Raw genomic sequence first — 15,083 nt, 5'->3', positions numbered from 1 at the left:
ATGATCGCGCAATCGCTAGTCGAGCTTCGCCCCCGAAGCCTTGGCCACATCGCCCCAGCGCTTGATTTCGCTGGTGACGAATTTGCCGAAGGCATCGCCGTAGAGGTCGGGCACTTCGGCGCCCAGCCCGTTCCAGATGGTCTTCAGCTCGTCGGAGTTGTACGCCTTTTTCAGCTCAGCCTGCATCCTGGCAATCACGTCCGGTGGCGTGCCTTTCGGCGCCCACAGGCCGTACCAGGTTGACACCTTGTAGTTGAGCCCCGATTCAGCCGCTGTGGGGATATTCGGGAAGCCGGGCGCGCGCTTGTCGCTCGCCACGGCGATGGCCTTGATGCGCCCGCCCTTGATGTGGCCCGCGCTGGAACCCATGCCGTCAAACATCGCATCGATCTGGCCACCCATCAGGTCGGTCAGTGCCGGGCCTGCGCCCTTGTAGGGGACGTGCGCGATCTTCGTTCCAGCAAGGCCGTTGAACAGTTCTCCGGCCAGATGATGCGACGAGCCATTGCCGGCCGAGCCGTAATTCATCTTGCCATCGGCCTTCTTTGCCGCCTCGATGAAGCCTTTGAGATCGTTAGCAGCTACTCGCTGCGGGTTGACAACGATCACCTGTGGCACCGACGAGACGAGTGCCACCGGCACGAAGCTCTTCTCGATGTCATAGTCGAGCTTCGGGTACATCGACGGCGCGATCGCGTGATGCACCGCCCCCATGAAGAAGGTGTAGCCATCCGGTGTCGCCTTGGCGGCGATCGATGCGCCTACGGTGCCACCCGCGCCACCGCGGTTGTCGATGATGAACTGTTTGCCCGTGTTCTTGCTGAGCGTCGCCGTCAACGGGCGGGCAAAAGCGTCGGTGCCGCCACCAGCCGGAAACGGCACCACGATGGTGACTGGTTTGGTGGGCCAGCCAGCGTCGGCATGGGACATCGTCGCTGTGACTGCTGCGACCGCGCCGGTGAACAGCGTCGCCAGTGCACGACGGGACGTGCGCGTGAATTGATCGGACATGGGGCCTCCTTGTTGAAAATGTAAGTGCCGTCGCTGTGCGGCGCCTGTCATTCCGTTTCCAAATCAAAAATTACTTTGTCGTCTTCGCCTTGCCGTGCATTTGCACTGTCTGCGGCTCGACTTCGCGTCCTTTTTGATTTGAAAACGGAACCAGTGTTTCAGTGACAGTTTCTGTTCACAGCAGCGACGACACCGCCCGCGCGTGCGTCACGGTGCCGTTGACAAAATCCTCGTGCGACTGCTCGACACGATCGAGGTTGTAGAGATAGTTCACCATCAGTCCGGCGGACTGCCTGAGCCCCTTGGGCGACAGGTCGGCGAGCGCGTTCAGTCGCTCCAGTCGCGCCCCGTTATCGAGGTGAAAGCGCGCCACCGGGTCACCCTGGGTGCGCGGTGACTCGTGGATCAGATAGGCTCCCGCAAGCGCAAGCAGTGCTTCACGCGCTGACTCGTCGAGACCGCTGACGAGGTCCCGGTTTGCCAGGCGCGAAAAATCGGATTGCGTGGCTTTGGCCAGGATATCGAGTGCGGCGTTGAGCCGCTTCAGCGTTGCCGGTTTCAGACCATCGTAGACCAGCGCCGCCTTGCCGCGCGACAGCCACGCCATGAAGCCGGGGATCGGCGACAGCGTGCAGAAGGTCTTCAGTTGCGGCAGTTCCGCCTGAAGTGCCTCGGCCACCCGCTTGATCAGGAAGTTGCCCAGCGACACGCCACGCAAACCCGGCTCGCAGTTGCTGATTGAATAGAACGCCGCAACGCGGAAGTGCTTTGGTGACGTGATCGGCGAATTCTTGTCGATCAGCGGCGCGATGGCGTCCGGCATCGCTGCGACCAGCGCCACCTCGACAAAGATCAGCGGCGTTTCCGCCAGTTGCGGATGAAAGAACGCGAAGCAGCGGCGGTCGGGTTGCAGGCGCCGGCGCAGATCGTCCCAGCCGTCGATTGCATGCACCGCCTCGTGCCGGATGATCTGCTCGAGCAGGTGCGCTGGCGAACTCCAGTCAACGCGCCGCATTTCAAGAAAGCCGGGGTTGAACCAGGACGACAGCAGATGCAGCAGATCGGCCTCGACCGATTGCCACTCACTGTGCTCGCGCAGCCGCTTGAGCATCCGGCGGCGCAGGCGCACCAGCGCCGCCGTACCGCCCGGCGCGCGGTTGAGGCGGCGGAAGAGTTCCTGTCGTGGCGGTTCGGCCACGGCCGACAGCGCAGCCAGCGTGATGGCGGAAGGGCCGGCCGCGTAGGCTTGCGCCGCGTTGAGCACTGCGTCCGGCTCCGGCGAGAACTGCCGCGCGAGCGCCTCGAACAGGGCGTCGTATTCGCTCTCGGCGAGCGTTTCGATCTCGCCGATGATGGCCTGCGCGATCACCGGTGAGTTGGCCTCGGCACGCACCGAGAGCAGGCGGTGGCACTCGCGCACGAGTTTGGCAACGCGACGCTCGCTGGAGAGCTGCGAGATTTGCTGTGCCGCCTTGCGCAGCGCAGGGACGGGGGAGAGTTCGGCCAGCACGTTAGGCACTTGAGGCTTCCTTGGCGAATGGGTGAGGTTCGGCTTGAACGGAGTCCCCGGATTCGATTTTTCTCAGTGTCTTTAGCGCCGCATGTTGTGCCAGCAGGTGATCGTGCATGGCTCGCTCGGCGCGCGCGGCATCGCGCTCGAACATGGCCGCGAGCAGGACGCGGTGTTCGTTGATCGAGGCGTCGATGCGCCCCGGCAGGATGAGCTGACGGCCGCGCAGCATGCGCACGAACTTGCGCAGGTCAGCGGTCACGCGATCTAGCCAGCGGTTGCCGGCGAGGCGTTGCACAAAGCTGTGAAAGCCGTGATTGGCCTGGTAGTAGCCGTCCACGTCGTGCGCGGCAGCGGTGCGCTCCAGTTCGTCGTGCAGGCGGCGCAGCTCGCGCAGGTCGGCGTCGGTGGCGTGTTGCGTCGCCTCGAAAGCACAGCGGCCTTCGAGCATCGCCATGATCGGGAACAACTCGTCGGCGTCAGTCGCCGTCATTTCGATCACGCGGCAGCCGCGCCGCGGCACCGGCTCGACCAGCCCTTCGGAGACGAGCACCTTGAGCGCCTCGCGCAGTGGCGTGCGGCTGATCTGCCAGCGCTCGGCCAGCGTGACCTCGTCAATGAAGTCGCCCGGCGCCAGCTGACGGTCGAAGATCAGCGAGCGCAGGCGCTCGGCGACCTGATCGTGCAGGGAGACGCTGCGGAAGGGGATTACTTCGCTCACTGTGCGCCACCCTTTTGCCCGTAGGCGGCGGCAGGGGCGAAAGGACGACGCGCCACGGCGAGGCGATCGCCGCCGTCGTCGCCACTCCAACGGGCAACCGAAGCGGCACAACAGTAGTACGCCCAAACGTTCATAATTATGAGATTACAGAATTTTTACGTGATTCGCAATGACTTTCGGTGATCGACAGGACTGGGGGCCGGGCTTTTCATCTTTTCATCTAGACCCGCATTACAGTTGGGCTTAGCATGACATTCATCCAGAAGTCGACTTACTGCACTTTTCGACCGTGTGCCCAATAGCAATAAGGCCTTGACAAAAAAGCCGATGCGTACCTGTAGTAACAACTAAAGGTTTTGACGCGGCGCGACTCAAGCAGCCGCTCCAATCAAGCGCGGTGTGCGCTGCTACGCTTCGGGGATGTCTGAGTACCAAGCCCACAAACCCTTCACCCGCCACCGTATCCCGGTCCGCAGCCACACTGCGGAGGTGCTGACCTGGGGCAACCCCGCCCATGAGCCAGTGCTGATGCTGCACGGCTGGATGGATGTGGCGGCTTCGTTTCAGTTTCTGGTGGATGCGATGGCACGCGACTGGTACGTGATCGCACCCGACCAGCGCGGTTACGGCGGCACCGAGCCGTCGCGTGAAGCCGCCGGCGGCTACTGGTTCCCGGAATACGTCGCCGATCTTGAGGCGGTGCTGGATCACTTCAGCCCGAACGCGCCGATGCATCTGGTCGGCCACAGCCTTGGTGGCAACGTGTGCTGCCTCTACGCCGGCCTGCGGCCCGAGCGCGTCAAGCGGTTGGTCTCGCTCGACGGCTTCGGCATTCCGTCAACGCCGCCGTCAAAGGCGGCGGCGCGGTATGTCGAATGGCTGGACGCCATCAAGACGGGCGCCACGCTGTCGTCTTACGAAACACTGGAGCGCGTCGCCGACCGCTTACAGAAGAACAATGCCCGCCTGACTCGTGAGCGTGCCTTGTGGCTCGCCGCGCACTGGGCCGAACAGAAGGACGACGGTCGCTGGCATTTGCGTGCCGACCCAGCACACAAGTTGCCGTTCCCGACCGTCTACCGGCTCGACGAAGTGATCAGCATCTGGCAGCGGGTTACTGCACCAACGCTCTGGCTCGGTGCCAGCGAATCGGACGCCAAGAAGTGGGTGGGCTACTCCGACGAGAGCTTTGTGCCGGAGACACGCGACGGTCATGCGCCAGGCAGCTTCGCCTCGCGCCTGGCGGCCTTCCACGACATCCGCTTTGAAGTCATCGCTGGCGCTGGCCACATGCTGCAGCACGACCAGCCGGAGCTCGTCGCGGCGAAGGTAGAGGCGCATCTTGCGGGGTAGGTCACACGACACTCGTCGGACCACATGACGCCTGGCGGAAATACCTTGCCCCGCGCCGCGCTGGTCGTAGCCGTGTTGCTCGTGGCCGCAATGCTACTGTCACTGGTGGTCGGTGCCTATCCGCTGGCGATTGGCAAACTGCTGAGCGGGCACCTGAACGAGGCTGAATGGTCGGTTCTGACGCAACTTCGCGCGCCGCGTGTGATCGCGGCCTGCGCTGGCGGTGCGGCGTTCGCACTGGCGGGCGCGGCGCTGCAGGCGCTGTTCCGCAACCCTCTCGCTGACCCCGGCCTGCTCGGGGTACCGGCGGCAGCCGGGCTGGGCGCGGCCATCGCGCTGATCGTTGTCGGCGCGGGGGCAGCCCTCTGGATTGGCGCCCTGATCGGTGCAGGCGTGGCGATTGCCGGCATGTTGTTGGTTGTACATCGTGGGGCGGCGCCGATGGCTGGCGGCACCGTGACGCTGTTGCTGCTGGGCATCGCGATCAATGCGGCCTGCGCCGCCGGCCTTGCGCTGTTGACAGCGCTGGCCTCCGAAGGGCAACTGAAAACACTCTCGTTCTGGATGCTGGGCAGCTTTGCGTCGCTTGACTGGCCAGTGGTCATAGCGATGGTTGTCTGCACGGCGCTCGGCGGCGTTGCGCTGGGGGTTCAGGCCAATGCGCTGGCGGCACTCGCGCTCGGCGAGCGCGCGGCGCGAACCGTGGGCGTCAACGTTCAACAGCTGCGCGTTCGCGTCGCACTCATCACCGCCGCGATGGTCGCGGTGATCACCGCGTTTTGCGGCGGCGTCGGCTTTGTCGGGCTTGCGGCCCCGCATATCGCGCGGCTCGCGGCCGGCTCTTCGCCGCGTGTCGTGCTGCCACTGGCGACGCTGATCGGTGCGCTGCTCTGCGTGCTGGCAGATGTGATTGCGCGCTCCATCGCACCGCCGATTGAGTTGCCCGTCGGTGCCATCACGGCCGTGCTCGGCGTACCGCTACTGGTGTCACTGGTCACGCGCAGGGTGGAGCGCGCATGAGCGCATTGGTAACACCACTGCTGACGGTTGACGCGATCGGCGTGCGCGTCGGCGGCACAATGCTGTTGCGGAACATCAGTTTCGCTCTCCGCAGCGGACGAATTCTCGCGCTGCTCGGCGCCAACGGTGCTGGCAAGAGTACGCTGGTGGCAACGCTGGCAGGCGAGCTGCCACTGACCGGCGGGTGCATCGAACTGCACGGCCGTCCACTCACAGCATGGTCTGCTGCGGAGCTTGCCGGGCGACGAGCACTCAACGCGAGTGAGCCAGCGGTGCCATTTGCGCTGAGCGTGGCCGATTACGTCGCGCTCGGCCAGCCTTTTGATGCGCCGGACGCAGAGGCTGTCGCTGCCGCGCTGGCCGAATGTCATGCTGCCGAGTGGCGCGGGCGCGACTACGCGACGCTCTCGCTCGGCGAGCAAATGCGCGTGCAGCTTGCGCGCTCGCTGTATCAGCTCGGCCGTCCACTCAGCAGCACTGAACCACAGTCACGCTGCCTGTGGTTGCTGGACGAACCCTGTGCGCACCTCGACATGGCGCAGCGGCATTTCGTTCTGACGCTCATCGCGCGGATCGCCAGGGAACGCGAATGGGCGGTGGTGTTCTCCACCCATGATCCGATGGAAGCCCAGTTGATCGCGGATCATGCGTTGCTATTGCAAAAGGGCGAGGTGCTGGCATTTGCTGAAGCAAATGAAGCCCTGACCGAGGCGAACCTGTCAGCGTGTTACGGCCGCAGCGTCGCATTGCGGCCAGCGTTCGTGGCGGTGTAGCGCCTGCGGCCGAGTTCCTCATCTTTGTATTGGGTGGGCACGGGGCGCTCACCATACCCGACTCGCCAGGACAACTCGAATCAGCGGTTAAGCGACGGCGACACCAGCGGCGCTCGGCTCACGCGCGGGCAGGGCCTCCGTGTTTTTTACCCCCGGAATTCAGTATGATCGTATTTGATTGATCGATACTGACAATGCAGCAAAGGCGGGGGGCGACGCAGATATGTCCAAAAGGCTCTGGCAAATTTTTTGCGTGATGGTTTGGGCTGCCACGGCGCTCTGTCGGGCCGCGCCGGGCGATCTTGATGCCGGCTTTGGGACAAGCGGCAAAGTCAATGTCCAGGCACAGCTGGCGCTTACCGACCCCAACGGTCGGGCGATTGCCTTGCAGCCGGACGGCAAGGTGTTGGTGGCCGGCTATTGGTGGGACACCGCAGGAAGCAGCAAAAACCTGTTCTTGTTGGTTCGCTTTACGCCAGGCGGAGCGGTCGATACGAGCTTCGGCAATAACGGCGTCGTGAGTACGATGATTGGCGCCGCCTCCGCCGAGGCATCTGGGGTCGCTGTGCAGCCGGATGGGAAGATCCTGGTCACTGGCAGCTGCCTCCCCATCGGCACCTCTAACGCAACCGAGTTCTGTCTTTCGCGGTACCTGTCGAACGGCACACTTGATACCAGCTTCAACGTGACGGGCACGCTCGTGTCAAACATCGTGACTGGAAGGGAGCGAGCTCATGCCGTTGCCTTGCAGCCTGACGGGAAGATCTTGGTGGCGGGTACCTGCGATAACGTCTTTAGCGATGACTTTTGCGTGGTTCGCTACCTGTCAAATGGAGCACTCGATGTCGATTTTGGGGTGGGGGGACGCGTGTTCACCGCCATCGGAAACGGCAACGATACCGCTCGTGCAATCGCCTTGAGGCCAGATGGCCGGATTGTGGTGGCGGGTGCATGCGTTAACGATTCAATCAGTCGATTTTGTGTTGCGCAGTATCACAACAGTGGCGCGCTTGACGGCTCCTTCAGTGGTGACGGCAAACTCATCACCACAATGGGCTCGGCTGATGCGAGCGCCCATGCGGTCGCGCTCCAGCACGACGGGCGCGTAGTGGTTGCCGGCACCTGTGTGAACGGCAGCAACGACTTTTGCCTTGCCCGCTATCTGGAAAACGGCACCTTGGACACGAGCTTTAACGGGACAGGGCGCGTGCTCACCGCGATGAGTGCGGGTGCAGATTCGGCATCCGGACTTGTCGTCCAACCCGATGGCAAGCTCGTCGCAGTCGGCACCTGCAGCAACGATTTTTGCGGAGCTCGCTATCTGCCAAATGGCAGTCTCGATACGTCGTTTAGCGCCGATGGAAAAGTCACAACTGATATCAGTGGCTTTGATGTTGCCGGAGGTGTCGCGCTTCAGCCCGATGGCAATATCGTCGTCGCCGGAGCCTGCAATCCGTCGCCCAGCGATGCGAGTTCGCTCAGCGTATGCCTTGCCCGCTACCAAGGCGGTCCGAACGAGGCGCGCATCTGCACGCTCGATATCGACGGCGACAACCGCGTTCTGGCGACCACCGATGCGCTGATCTACACGCGAATATCTCTTGGCATGTCGGGGTCATCGGTGCTCGCGGGAATCACGTTCGCGAGCCATGCAACTCGCAACAGCTGGCCTCTGATTCGAGACTACCTGGTCACCCAGTGCGGCATGACTGTTGCGCCCGGTTAATCCTGCACGCAGGAAATCCTGGTGGCACCCGACGCACCCACGGGGGAAGAAAACAAAAGACCTGCGAAATTACCCGCGCAACAAATGCTCCGCCAGCGCGCGATAGGCGGGTAACGACGTCGGATCAAGATACACGTTCGCCGCCATCGGGTGCGAGGCGTAGCGGGCAATCACCATCTCAGCCAGCGGATCAATCCAGATCAGCTGCCCATGAATGCCGCGCGCAGTGAAGCAATGGTGCGCGTCATGCGTCACCCACCACATGTTGCGGTAGGACCAGCCGGGCAGCGTGGCGTAACCGGCCGTCGCGAACTGATCGCGGCTGGCACCTCGGCGAATGTCATCCACCACGGAAGCCGGCACGACCTGCTGGCCGTTGAAGCTGCCGTCGCAGCGCATCGCCTCACCGAAGCGCGCCAGATCGCGCAGCGTGGTGGACAGCCCGCCACCACCGGACTCGGTACCCACACTGTCAACCTGATAGAGGGCATCATGCTCGCAACCCAGTTTCGCCCAGATCTGCTGTGAGGTGAGATCGGCCAGCCGCAAGCCTGCCACGCGCTTGACGACCCACGCCAGCACCTCGGTGTTGATTGTCTTGTAGGTGAAGCCGGCGCCGTGTTCGCCTTCTTTCCTGAGCGTCACGAGATAGTCGTAAAACGTCGTCGGCCCGGTGTAGTCGGGCGGCCGCGCCCGCGTGCCGCCTGCCCACGCGTAGGCCCAGATGTCCGCCTTCGGATCGGCATACACCTCGGAGTACTTGACGCCGATCGTCATGTCCATCACCTGGCGCACCGTGGCATCCGCGTACGCGGTGCCGGCGAGTTCGGGGACGTAGTGCGTCACCTGCGCCTGTTCGTCGAGCGCGCCCGCGTGCACCTGCATGGCCGCCAGCGTGCCAACGAAGGATTTGGTGACCGAGAAGGCGCTGTGCGGCAGCGCCGGCTCCAGCGCGCCAAAGTATTTCTCGTAGACGATGCGGCCACGGTGCAGCACCACCACGCCGTCCGTGTAGTTGGCGGCGAATGCCTCGCCCCAGGTCATGGCGCGGCCGTCGAGCGTGGTGAACGCGACATCGTCGAGATCATCACGTTCGGCGCGCGGCAGCATCGCCACCGCACCATCACCGCGTGACACGCAAGCGGTTGGTACCAGCTCGCGCACGTGGCTGAAGGCCCAGCGCCGCTGCGGAAACTCGTAGTACGAACCGTCGGCGAAGCGGATGGTCTTGTCTGGCGGCGGTGGAAACCCCTGCATCCAGCCAAGCTGGCGCGGGTCGCTGTCCATTGCGTTCAGTGCTTCCATTCGACTCGCCGCAGGTAGTGTCTGATCGATCCACCTTAGCACATGCTGCGTGCAGGCCTGGATTTCACAGTGACGCAACGACAACAAGACTATTCCCAAAAAAATGTCATTTACTAATGAAAATGAAACAAGTTCGACGGCCTGTCACAAAACGGACATATGCCGGCAATAGCGTTGTCATCTACGCACCGTAAAGCACACGCTGCCACGCGTGCGTCAAAAGAACGCTCCGCGCACCAGCATCAGCAACACCGCAGCGCGGCAAAAAAATACTGACCGAGGTTGATATGAAGAGACTATTTCGCCTGCTGGCGCTTTCATTGGTGTTGCCTGTTTCTGCCATCGCGCAAGGACAGGCCGGCATCCGCATTTCTGGTTCGGACACGCTTGAACCTTTGCTGGAGGCCGCCGTTGCACAGTACAAAAAAGGGCACGCCGACGCTGCGCTGGTGATGGAGGCGAAAGGCACCTCCACCGGGTTCAGCCAGCTTTGCGAGAATCGCACCGATTTAGCGATGGCATCGCGCCCCATCAATGGCAAAGAGCTGGCGGCGTGTCGCAGCAAGAACGTCGCTTTCGTCGAAATGCCTGTCGCGTGGGATGCCGTGGTTTTGGTCGCCAACCGTAATGACGGCTGGCTGCGCGACATCAATCTGGCGGAGTTGCGCCTGATCTGGGGCCCTGAGTCGAACGGCAAGAAGCTGGCGTGGAACCAGATCCGCGCCGCTTACCCGGCAACTCCCGTCGCCTTGTTTGGTCTCGACCAGAAATCCGGCACCTTCGATTTCTTTTCGACGGTGATTTCGGGCAGCCCGAAGGTGATGCGCTCAGACTTTCAGGACGCCACCGAACATGCTGCGGTGATTGATCGCGTCTCAAAGACGCCCGGCGCAATCGGTTTTGTCAGCATGGCAGCGTACGCGGAAAATGCGAGCAAAGTCGCCGCATTGGCCGTGGACGAAGGCGGCGGCCCGGTGATTCCCTCCAGTCAATCCGTGATCTCCGGGCAATACGGCAAGCTGGCACGCCTCACCTTTTTGTATGTGAACAAAGCTGCCTATGACGGACGCCCACAGGTGCGACGGACGCCCACAGGTGCGTGACTTCGCCAACTTCGTCATCGAGGGCGCCGGACGTTTTGCATCCTACGCCCGCTTCGTGCCGCTGACCAACGCCAACTATCAGGAGCAGGTCACTCGACTCAAGCGGGGTGATACCGGTTCCCTGTTCAGCAAGTAGTGCTGCCTTGCACGGGCAGTGCTGATCAGCGCTGCCCGAACGGCTTCGCCGGCACAGTCTTCAGATAGGCGTACAGCGCCTGCACATCGATCTCGTTCATCTCGCGCAGCGATTCGAACGGCATCACTTTGATTGCGCTGCCATCAGGGCGTTTGCCGGTCTTCATCATCGTCGCGAAAGTGGTCGCGTCCTTGTATGCAGGCATAACGCTCTTGTCGCCCGGCGTAATGTTGGCAGCTGCCGGCCAATCCGGTGGCCCACCAGGAATCTTGCCGCCGGAGAGCGTGGCGCCATGGCATCCGATGCACATGGCAGCCACGTATTTGCCGTGCTCCACACTCAACGCGGCCGCAACTGGCTGCGAGGGCGGCAGGCTGTGGTCGATCTTCTCCACCGGCTCCGGAATGCCACCGAAACCATAGATCACCCTCACCGGTAGCGGAAGCTTCACCACGGCCTCACCGCCCGGCACTGGTGCCAGGCTCTTGACATAGGCGATCAGCGCGCCGGTATCGTCATCGGTCAAGCGGTTGTAGTCTTCACTGGGCATGATGAACAGCGGTTTGCCATCCGGCTTTACACCGTGGCGTAACGTGCGTACCCAGTCTTCCGGCTTGTAGCTGGCCACGACATTGCCCGGCCCCGGGCTGATATTGGGGCCGGCAACTTTCATGTCACCGTTGTCGATGAACGCCCGGCCCGCGCCATTGGCGCCGTGGCAATCGGCGCAGCCGCGTGATGCGTACAGGTAACGCCCGCGTTCGATGGCCGCAGCATCGCTCGGAATGGCGACCGCCTTCACCTTGATGTCGATGACGCGGTTGCGTTTGCGCTCAGCAAGCTGGGTGCCAACGATGGCTGCTGCGGCCGCAGCGACAACAAGGACGCCGACCACGCCGGCCGTCCACTTGATCCAGGTTTTCATGTCTACCCCTAACGGTCTTGATGTTTTCGTAAGGGCGGACTGTACGGCGCAATACGCGAGTTGCCAACAATCGGGCGATAAATGCCGCGAAATTCCTTACGGGATGGAGGTAGTAGCGCACGCTTCGCAAAAGCGGCTCATTCGTTGCTACGATCGTATTGGCTTTTTACCGAAACCATTGACCGCATTGGGCTCGGCAAATAAAAACGGCTCAAGTCGACTTGAGCCGTTTTTTGATCTTTCGCCCATATCCAATGGGCTTCTTCAACTAAAGCTGCTGGCCGGCAGATCAGCGCGGAATCGAGTTGACCTCTTTCTCCCACTTTTCGAGCAGACGCTTGCGCTCCGCCGACGAGCCGTACTTTTTGAAGTCGTACTGGATCAGCTTGATGCTGGAGAAGCGCGGCGCTTCTGGCGGCTGCGGCGCGTTCTTGTTGGACGGCAGCTGGTACTGCTTGGCCTGGGCGGCGAGCTTCTGCGCGTCGGGCGTCAGTGCCCAGTCGTAGAACTTTTTCGCGTTCTCCAGATTGCGGGCACCCTTGAGGATCGACATCGAACCGACCTCGTAGCCGGTGCCTTCGCAGGGAGCCGCCATCTCCACCGGGAAGCCATTCTTCTTCTCGCCGGGCACGTCATGCATGAAGCTCACACCGATGGCAGTCTCGCCGCGTGCAGCGGCCTTCACCGGTCCGGTGCCCGACTTCGGATAGTTCGAAATATTCCTGTGCAGCGCCTTCAGGTAGTCGAAGGCCTTGTCTTCGCCGAACACCTGCACCAGCGTCGCCAGCGCCGTGTAGGCGGTGCCGGACGCCGCCGGGTTGGCCATCTGCACGTCACCCTTGTACTCCGGCTTGATGATGTCCGCCCAGCACGCCGGTGGCGGAAGTTTTTTCTTGCCGAGCACTTCGGTGTTGTAGCTGAAGCCCAGCGCGCCGGCGTAAATGCCGACGGTCTTGTAGCCCGAGATCTGTGCCTGATACTGCGCCCAGTTGTGCAGGTCCTTCATGTTGGGCGACTGATACATCTCGCTCAGGCCCTCTTCCGCAGCCTGCAGGTGTGGGTCGCCGGTGCCACCGAACCAGACGTCGCCCTTCGGGTTGCTCGCCTCGGCCTTCACCTGCGCGAAGGTCTCGCCCGAGCCCTTGAACGAGGTGTTGACCTTGACGCCGGTCTGCTTGGCAAACTCATTGGCCGCCAGCGTGCACCACTCGATCTGCATCGAGCAGTAAATATTGAGATGCCCCTTGTCCTGGGCCAGCGCGGATTGCGAAGCCGCAGCGGCGAGAGCGGCCGCGACGAGCGTGAGTGCGTGCGATGTACGCATGTGGAGTCCTCCTTCGTAAGTACCGGGACAGTATAGGACGCGGAGCGCGTTGTAGCCTGCGGGTTGACCGCCAGCCGACAACGGCAATGCTCTGATTTTGGGTGCAAGTGATAACCGCACGCTGGTCAGCGCGGCGGTGCAGTGCTACGAATTGCTGCATATCGCGAACTTTGCGCAACGGAGACCACATGGGAAGCCTCAATACCGCACAAATCATGGACTGGCTCGCCACCAAAGGCGCCGACTTCGGACTCAAGGTGCTGGCCGCCATCGCCACCTGGATCATCGGCCGCTGGATCATCAGCGCCGTACTGAAACTGGTGGAAAAGGCAATCAACAGGACGGGCAGGATCGAGCCCACCCTGGCGCGCTATCTGGTGTCGATCATCGGAGTGGTCCTCAATATCATCCTGATACTCGCGATCCTCGATATTTTCGGCGTCCATACCACCAGCTTCGCGGCGCTGCTGGCCGGTGCCGGCCTCGCCATCGGCACGGCGTGGGGTGGTCTGCTCTCGCACTTTGCAGCCGGGGTGTTCCTGCAGGTGCTGCGCCCCTACAAGGTGGGCGATTACGTCAGTGCGGGCGGTGTGGAAGGCACGGTGAAAGAGCTGGGCCTGTTCGGCACCACCATCGTCTCCGGCGACAGCGTGACGCACGTGGTCGGCAACAACAAGATCTTCAGCGACACCATCAAGAACTTTTCCACGCTGCCGCAGCGACGGGTGGACTGCGAAGCCAAGGTGGCCAACGGCGTCGATATCAACGATGCAGTGAAACGATTGAAAGCTGCCTTGCCCGGCATCAAGAACGTGCTCGCTGACCCACCGCCGGAGGTCGAAATCGTCAAGTTCACCGCCGAAGGCCCGCTGCTTACCGTGCGCGGTTACGCCCACACCGACCACTACTGGCAGGTCTACTTCGACATCAATAAAACCATTGCTTACGAATTCGGCAAGGCCGGTTATCCGGTGCCGGCGACGCCGCAGGTGCAGCGGCAGGTGTAGCCGGCGGCGGTTCTTTGCAGAAATAGTTTCTGAAGGAGACTCGATGGCTACACCGCCCTCCCGTACACCTCATTGATCTGCTGCGTCACCCGCACAAACGTCGTGCACTTTGACAGCGCCTTGAGCGTGCGGGCGCCAACGTAGGTACAGGTGCTGCGCAGGCCGCCGAGGATTTCCTGTATGGTGTGTTCGACCGGGCCGCGCGCTTCGAGGATGACTTCCTTACCTTCTGATGCGCGGTATTTGGCGACGCCGCCGGCGTACTTCTCCATCGCGACGTCGCTGCTCATGCCGTAGAAGCGGCGATACGTCTTGCCGTGCTGGTGCACGATCTCACCGCCTGATTCATCGTGCGCGGCGAACATGCCGCCGAGCATCATGAAATCCGCGCCTCCGCCGAAGCCCTTGGCCACGTCGCCAGGCACCGTGCAGCCACCGTCACCGCAGATGTGGCCACCCAGGCCGTGCGCTGCGTCGGCGCATTCGATGATCGCGGACAACTGCGGGTAGCCAACGCCGGTCATCTTGCGCGTGGTGCACACGCTGCCGGGACCAATGCCCACTTTCACGATGTCAGCACCAGCAAGAATCAGTGCCTCGGTGATGTCGGCCGTCACCACATTGCCGGCCATGATCGTAACGGTCGGGTAAGACTCGCGAAAGCGCTTGACGAAGTCGAGAAATGTCTCGGTGTAGCCATTGGCAACGTCGATGCAGACAAACTCGATGTTGCTGCCGGTGTCGTTGCGTACTGCGCGGAATTTTTCGAGATCCGGGTCAGTGATTCCAAGTGAATAGAACGCGTAGCGGTGCACCGGATGGTTGTTATCGTTGAAGAAGGTGACGTAGTCCTCCACCGGGTAGTGCTTGTGCAGCGCCACGTGCATCTCGTGCTTCGCCAGCGCGACCGCCATCTCGAAGGTGCCTACCGTGTCCATGTTGGCGGCGATGATCGGCACACTTTCGCTGCTGCGGCCAGAGTGGCGGTACTTGTAGGTGCGCTTAAGTTCCACCTTGGCGCGCGAGCCGAGTGTCGAGCGCTTCGGACGGAACAAAACGTCCTTGAAATCAAGTTTCAGTTCTTCTTCGATACGCATTGTGATCACCGTTCGTGGTGAGCCTGTCGAACCATGAACGCAGACGTTGCAGGTGCATCCTTCGACAGGCTC

14 protein-coding genes and 1 pseudogene are annotated in these 15,083 nt (G+C 62.2%); 7 read left to right on the top strand and 8 right to left on the bottom strand.

Translation table 11 applies throughout. From position 1 onward, the window contains the following. Positions 1-15: 15 nt before the first annotated feature. The 3 genes from FKL89_RS04965 to FKL89_RS04955 form a co-directional block, all read right to left on the bottom strand. The gene (locus FKL89_RS04965; RefSeq protein WP_156861722.1) at positions 16-1,011 is read right to left on the bottom strand and encodes a tripartite tricarboxylate transporter substrate binding protein; all 996 of its coding nucleotides are present in this window, start codon (positions 1,009-1,011) and stop codon (positions 16-18) included. Positions 1,012-1,186: 175 nt separating this feature from the next. After that, positions 1,187-2,530, bottom strand: coding sequence for a malonyl-CoA decarboxylase domain-containing protein (locus tag FKL89_RS04960; RefSeq protein ID WP_238363488.1), 1,344 nt, complete (start codon positions 2,528-2,530; stop codon positions 1,187-1,189). Then, positions 2,523-3,242: a GntR family transcriptional regulator gene (locus FKL89_RS04955; protein ID WP_238363487.1), complete on the bottom strand. Its 720-nt coding sequence runs from the start codon at positions 3,240-3,242 to the stop codon at positions 2,523-2,525. Before FKL89_RS04955 ends, FKL89_RS04960 begins: the two co-directional genes overlap by 8 nt. Positions 3,243-3,662: 420 nt before the next feature. Here FKL89_RS04955 and FKL89_RS04950 point away from each other — a divergent pair, with 420 nt between their 5' ends. The 4 genes from FKL89_RS04950 to FKL89_RS04935 all read left to right on the top strand — a co-directional run bounded on the left by FKL89_RS04950 (position 3,663) and on the right by FKL89_RS04935 (position 8,114). Then, positions 3,663-4,595 (top strand): alpha/beta fold hydrolase, encoded by a 933-nt coding sequence (locus FKL89_RS04950; protein ID WP_156861721.1) that lies wholly within the window; start codon positions 3,663-3,665, stop codon positions 4,593-4,595. 24 nt (positions 4,596-4,619) lie between these two features. Beyond that, positions 4,620-5,615 (top strand): FecCD family ABC transporter permease, encoded by a 996-nt coding sequence (locus tag FKL89_RS04945; RefSeq protein ID WP_156861720.1) that lies wholly within the window; start codon positions 4,620-4,622, stop codon positions 5,613-5,615. Further along, positions 5,612-6,388: an ABC transporter ATP-binding protein gene (locus FKL89_RS04940; RefSeq protein ID WP_156861719.1), complete on the top strand. Its 777-nt coding sequence runs from the start codon at positions 5,612-5,614 to the stop codon at positions 6,386-6,388. The genes FKL89_RS04945 and FKL89_RS04940 overlap by 4 nt, the downstream gene beginning before the upstream one ends. Positions 6,389-6,566: 178 nt before the next feature. Then, positions 6,567-8,114 (top strand): delta-60 repeat domain-containing protein, encoded by a 1,548-nt coding sequence (locus FKL89_RS04935; protein ID WP_156861718.1) that lies wholly within the window; start codon positions 6,567-6,569, stop codon positions 8,112-8,114. 69 nt (positions 8,115-8,183) lie between these two features. Here FKL89_RS04935 and FKL89_RS04930 read toward each other — a convergent pair whose 3' ends face one another. Further along, positions 8,184-9,419: a serine hydrolase domain-containing protein gene (locus FKL89_RS04930; RefSeq protein WP_156861717.1), complete on the bottom strand. Its 1,236-nt coding sequence runs from the start codon at positions 9,417-9,419 to the stop codon at positions 8,184-8,186. A gap of 287 nt (positions 9,420-9,706) precedes the next feature. Here FKL89_RS04930 and FKL89_RS04925 point away from each other — a divergent pair, with 287 nt between their 5' ends. Both FKL89_RS04925 and FKL89_RS04920 read left to right on the top strand, forming a co-directional pair. Further along, the gene (locus tag FKL89_RS04925; RefSeq protein WP_156861716.1) at positions 9,707-10,522 is read left to right on the top strand and encodes a substrate-binding domain-containing protein; all 816 of its coding nucleotides are present in this window, start codon (positions 9,707-9,709) and stop codon (positions 10,520-10,522) included. Then, entirely contained in the window at positions 10,515-10,658 is a 144-nt protein-coding gene (locus tag FKL89_RS04920) for a hypothetical protein (protein WP_162527396.1), read from the top strand. Before FKL89_RS04925 ends, FKL89_RS04920 begins: the two co-directional genes overlap by 8 nt. Before the next feature lie 25 nt (positions 10,659-10,683). On the opposite strand, the gene FKL89_RS20545 is transcribed toward FKL89_RS04920, so the two are convergent. The 3 genes and pseudogenes from FKL89_RS20545 to FKL89_RS04910 all read right to left on the bottom strand — a co-directional run bounded on the left by FKL89_RS20545 (position 10,684) and on the right by FKL89_RS04910 (position 12,907). Beyond that, the gene (locus tag FKL89_RS20545) at positions 10,684-11,208 is read right to left on the bottom strand and encodes a c-type cytochrome (RefSeq protein WP_395706148.1); all 525 of its coding nucleotides are present in this window, start codon (positions 11,206-11,208) and stop codon (positions 10,684-10,686) included. Then, positions 11,197-11,370, bottom strand: a pseudogene (locus FKL89_RS20540) (c-type cytochrome); the annotation flags it as partial. The pseudogene FKL89_RS20540 and the gene FKL89_RS20545, both read right to left, overlap by 12 nt. Positions 11,371-11,872: 502 nt before the next feature. Continuing rightward, the gene (locus tag FKL89_RS04910) at positions 11,873-12,907 is read right to left on the bottom strand and encodes an ABC transporter substrate-binding protein (protein ID WP_156861713.1); all 1,035 of its coding nucleotides are present in this window, start codon (positions 12,905-12,907) and stop codon (positions 11,873-11,875) included. A gap of 188 nt (positions 12,908-13,095) precedes the next feature. Here FKL89_RS04910 and FKL89_RS04905 point away from each other — a divergent pair, with 188 nt between their 5' ends. Further along, the gene (locus FKL89_RS04905; protein WP_156861712.1) at positions 13,096-13,914 is read left to right on the top strand and encodes a mechanosensitive ion channel family protein; all 819 of its coding nucleotides are present in this window, start codon (positions 13,096-13,098) and stop codon (positions 13,912-13,914) included. Positions 13,915-13,961: 47 nt separating this feature from the next. Here FKL89_RS04905 and FKL89_RS04900 read toward each other — a convergent pair whose 3' ends face one another. Then, positions 13,962-15,011, bottom strand: a complete 1,050-nt coding sequence (locus tag FKL89_RS04900) for a GMP reductase (protein ID WP_156861711.1) — start codon at positions 15,009-15,011, stop codon at positions 13,962-13,964. Positions 15,012-15,083: the final 72 nt, after the last annotated feature.

It is taken from the genome of Casimicrobium huifangae (assembly GCF_009746125.1).
Lineage (GTDB): Bacteria > Pseudomonadota > Gammaproteobacteria > Burkholderiales > Casimicrobiaceae > Casimicrobium > Casimicrobium huifangae.
The sequence above is the reverse complement of the archived record's forward strand: the minus strand, read 5'-3'. Positions and strand labels throughout refer to the sequence as shown.

Coding starts and splice junctions, on each gene's coding strand:
- FKL89_RS04965 (WP_156861722.1), bottom strand. CDS start 1,011: ATGTCCGATCAATTCACGCGCACGTCCCGTCGTGCACTGGCGACGCTG.
- FKL89_RS04950 (WP_156861721.1), top strand. CDS start 3,663: ATGTCTGAGTACCAAGCCCACAAACCCTTCACCCGCCACCGTATCCCG.
- FKL89_RS04945 (WP_156861720.1), top strand. CDS start 4,620: ATGACGCCTGGCGGAAATACCTTGCCCCGCGCCGCGCTGGTCGTAGCC.
- FKL89_RS04940 (WP_156861719.1), top strand. CDS start 5,612: ATGAGCGCATTGGTAACACCACTGCTGACGGTTGACGCGATCGGCGTG.
- FKL89_RS04930 (WP_156861717.1), bottom strand. CDS start 9,419: ATGGAAGCACTGAACGCAATGGACAGCGACCCGCGCCAGCTTGGCTGG.
- FKL89_RS04925 (WP_156861716.1), top strand. CDS start 9,707: ATGAAGAGACTATTTCGCCTGCTGGCGCTTTCATTGGTGTTGCCTGTT.
- FKL89_RS20545 (WP_395706148.1), bottom strand. CDS start 11,208: ATGCCCAGTGAAGACTACAACCGCTTGACCGATGACGATACCGGCGCG.
- FKL89_RS04910 (WP_156861713.1), bottom strand. CDS start 12,907: ATGCGTACATCGCACGCACTCACGCTCGTCGCGGCCGCTCTCGCCGCT.
- FKL89_RS04905 (WP_156861712.1), top strand. CDS start 13,096: ATGGGAAGCCTCAATACCGCACAAATCATGGACTGGCTCGCCACCAAA.
- FKL89_RS04900 (WP_156861711.1), bottom strand. CDS start 15,011: ATGCGTATCGAAGAAGAACTGAAACTTGATTTCAAGGACGTTTTGTTC.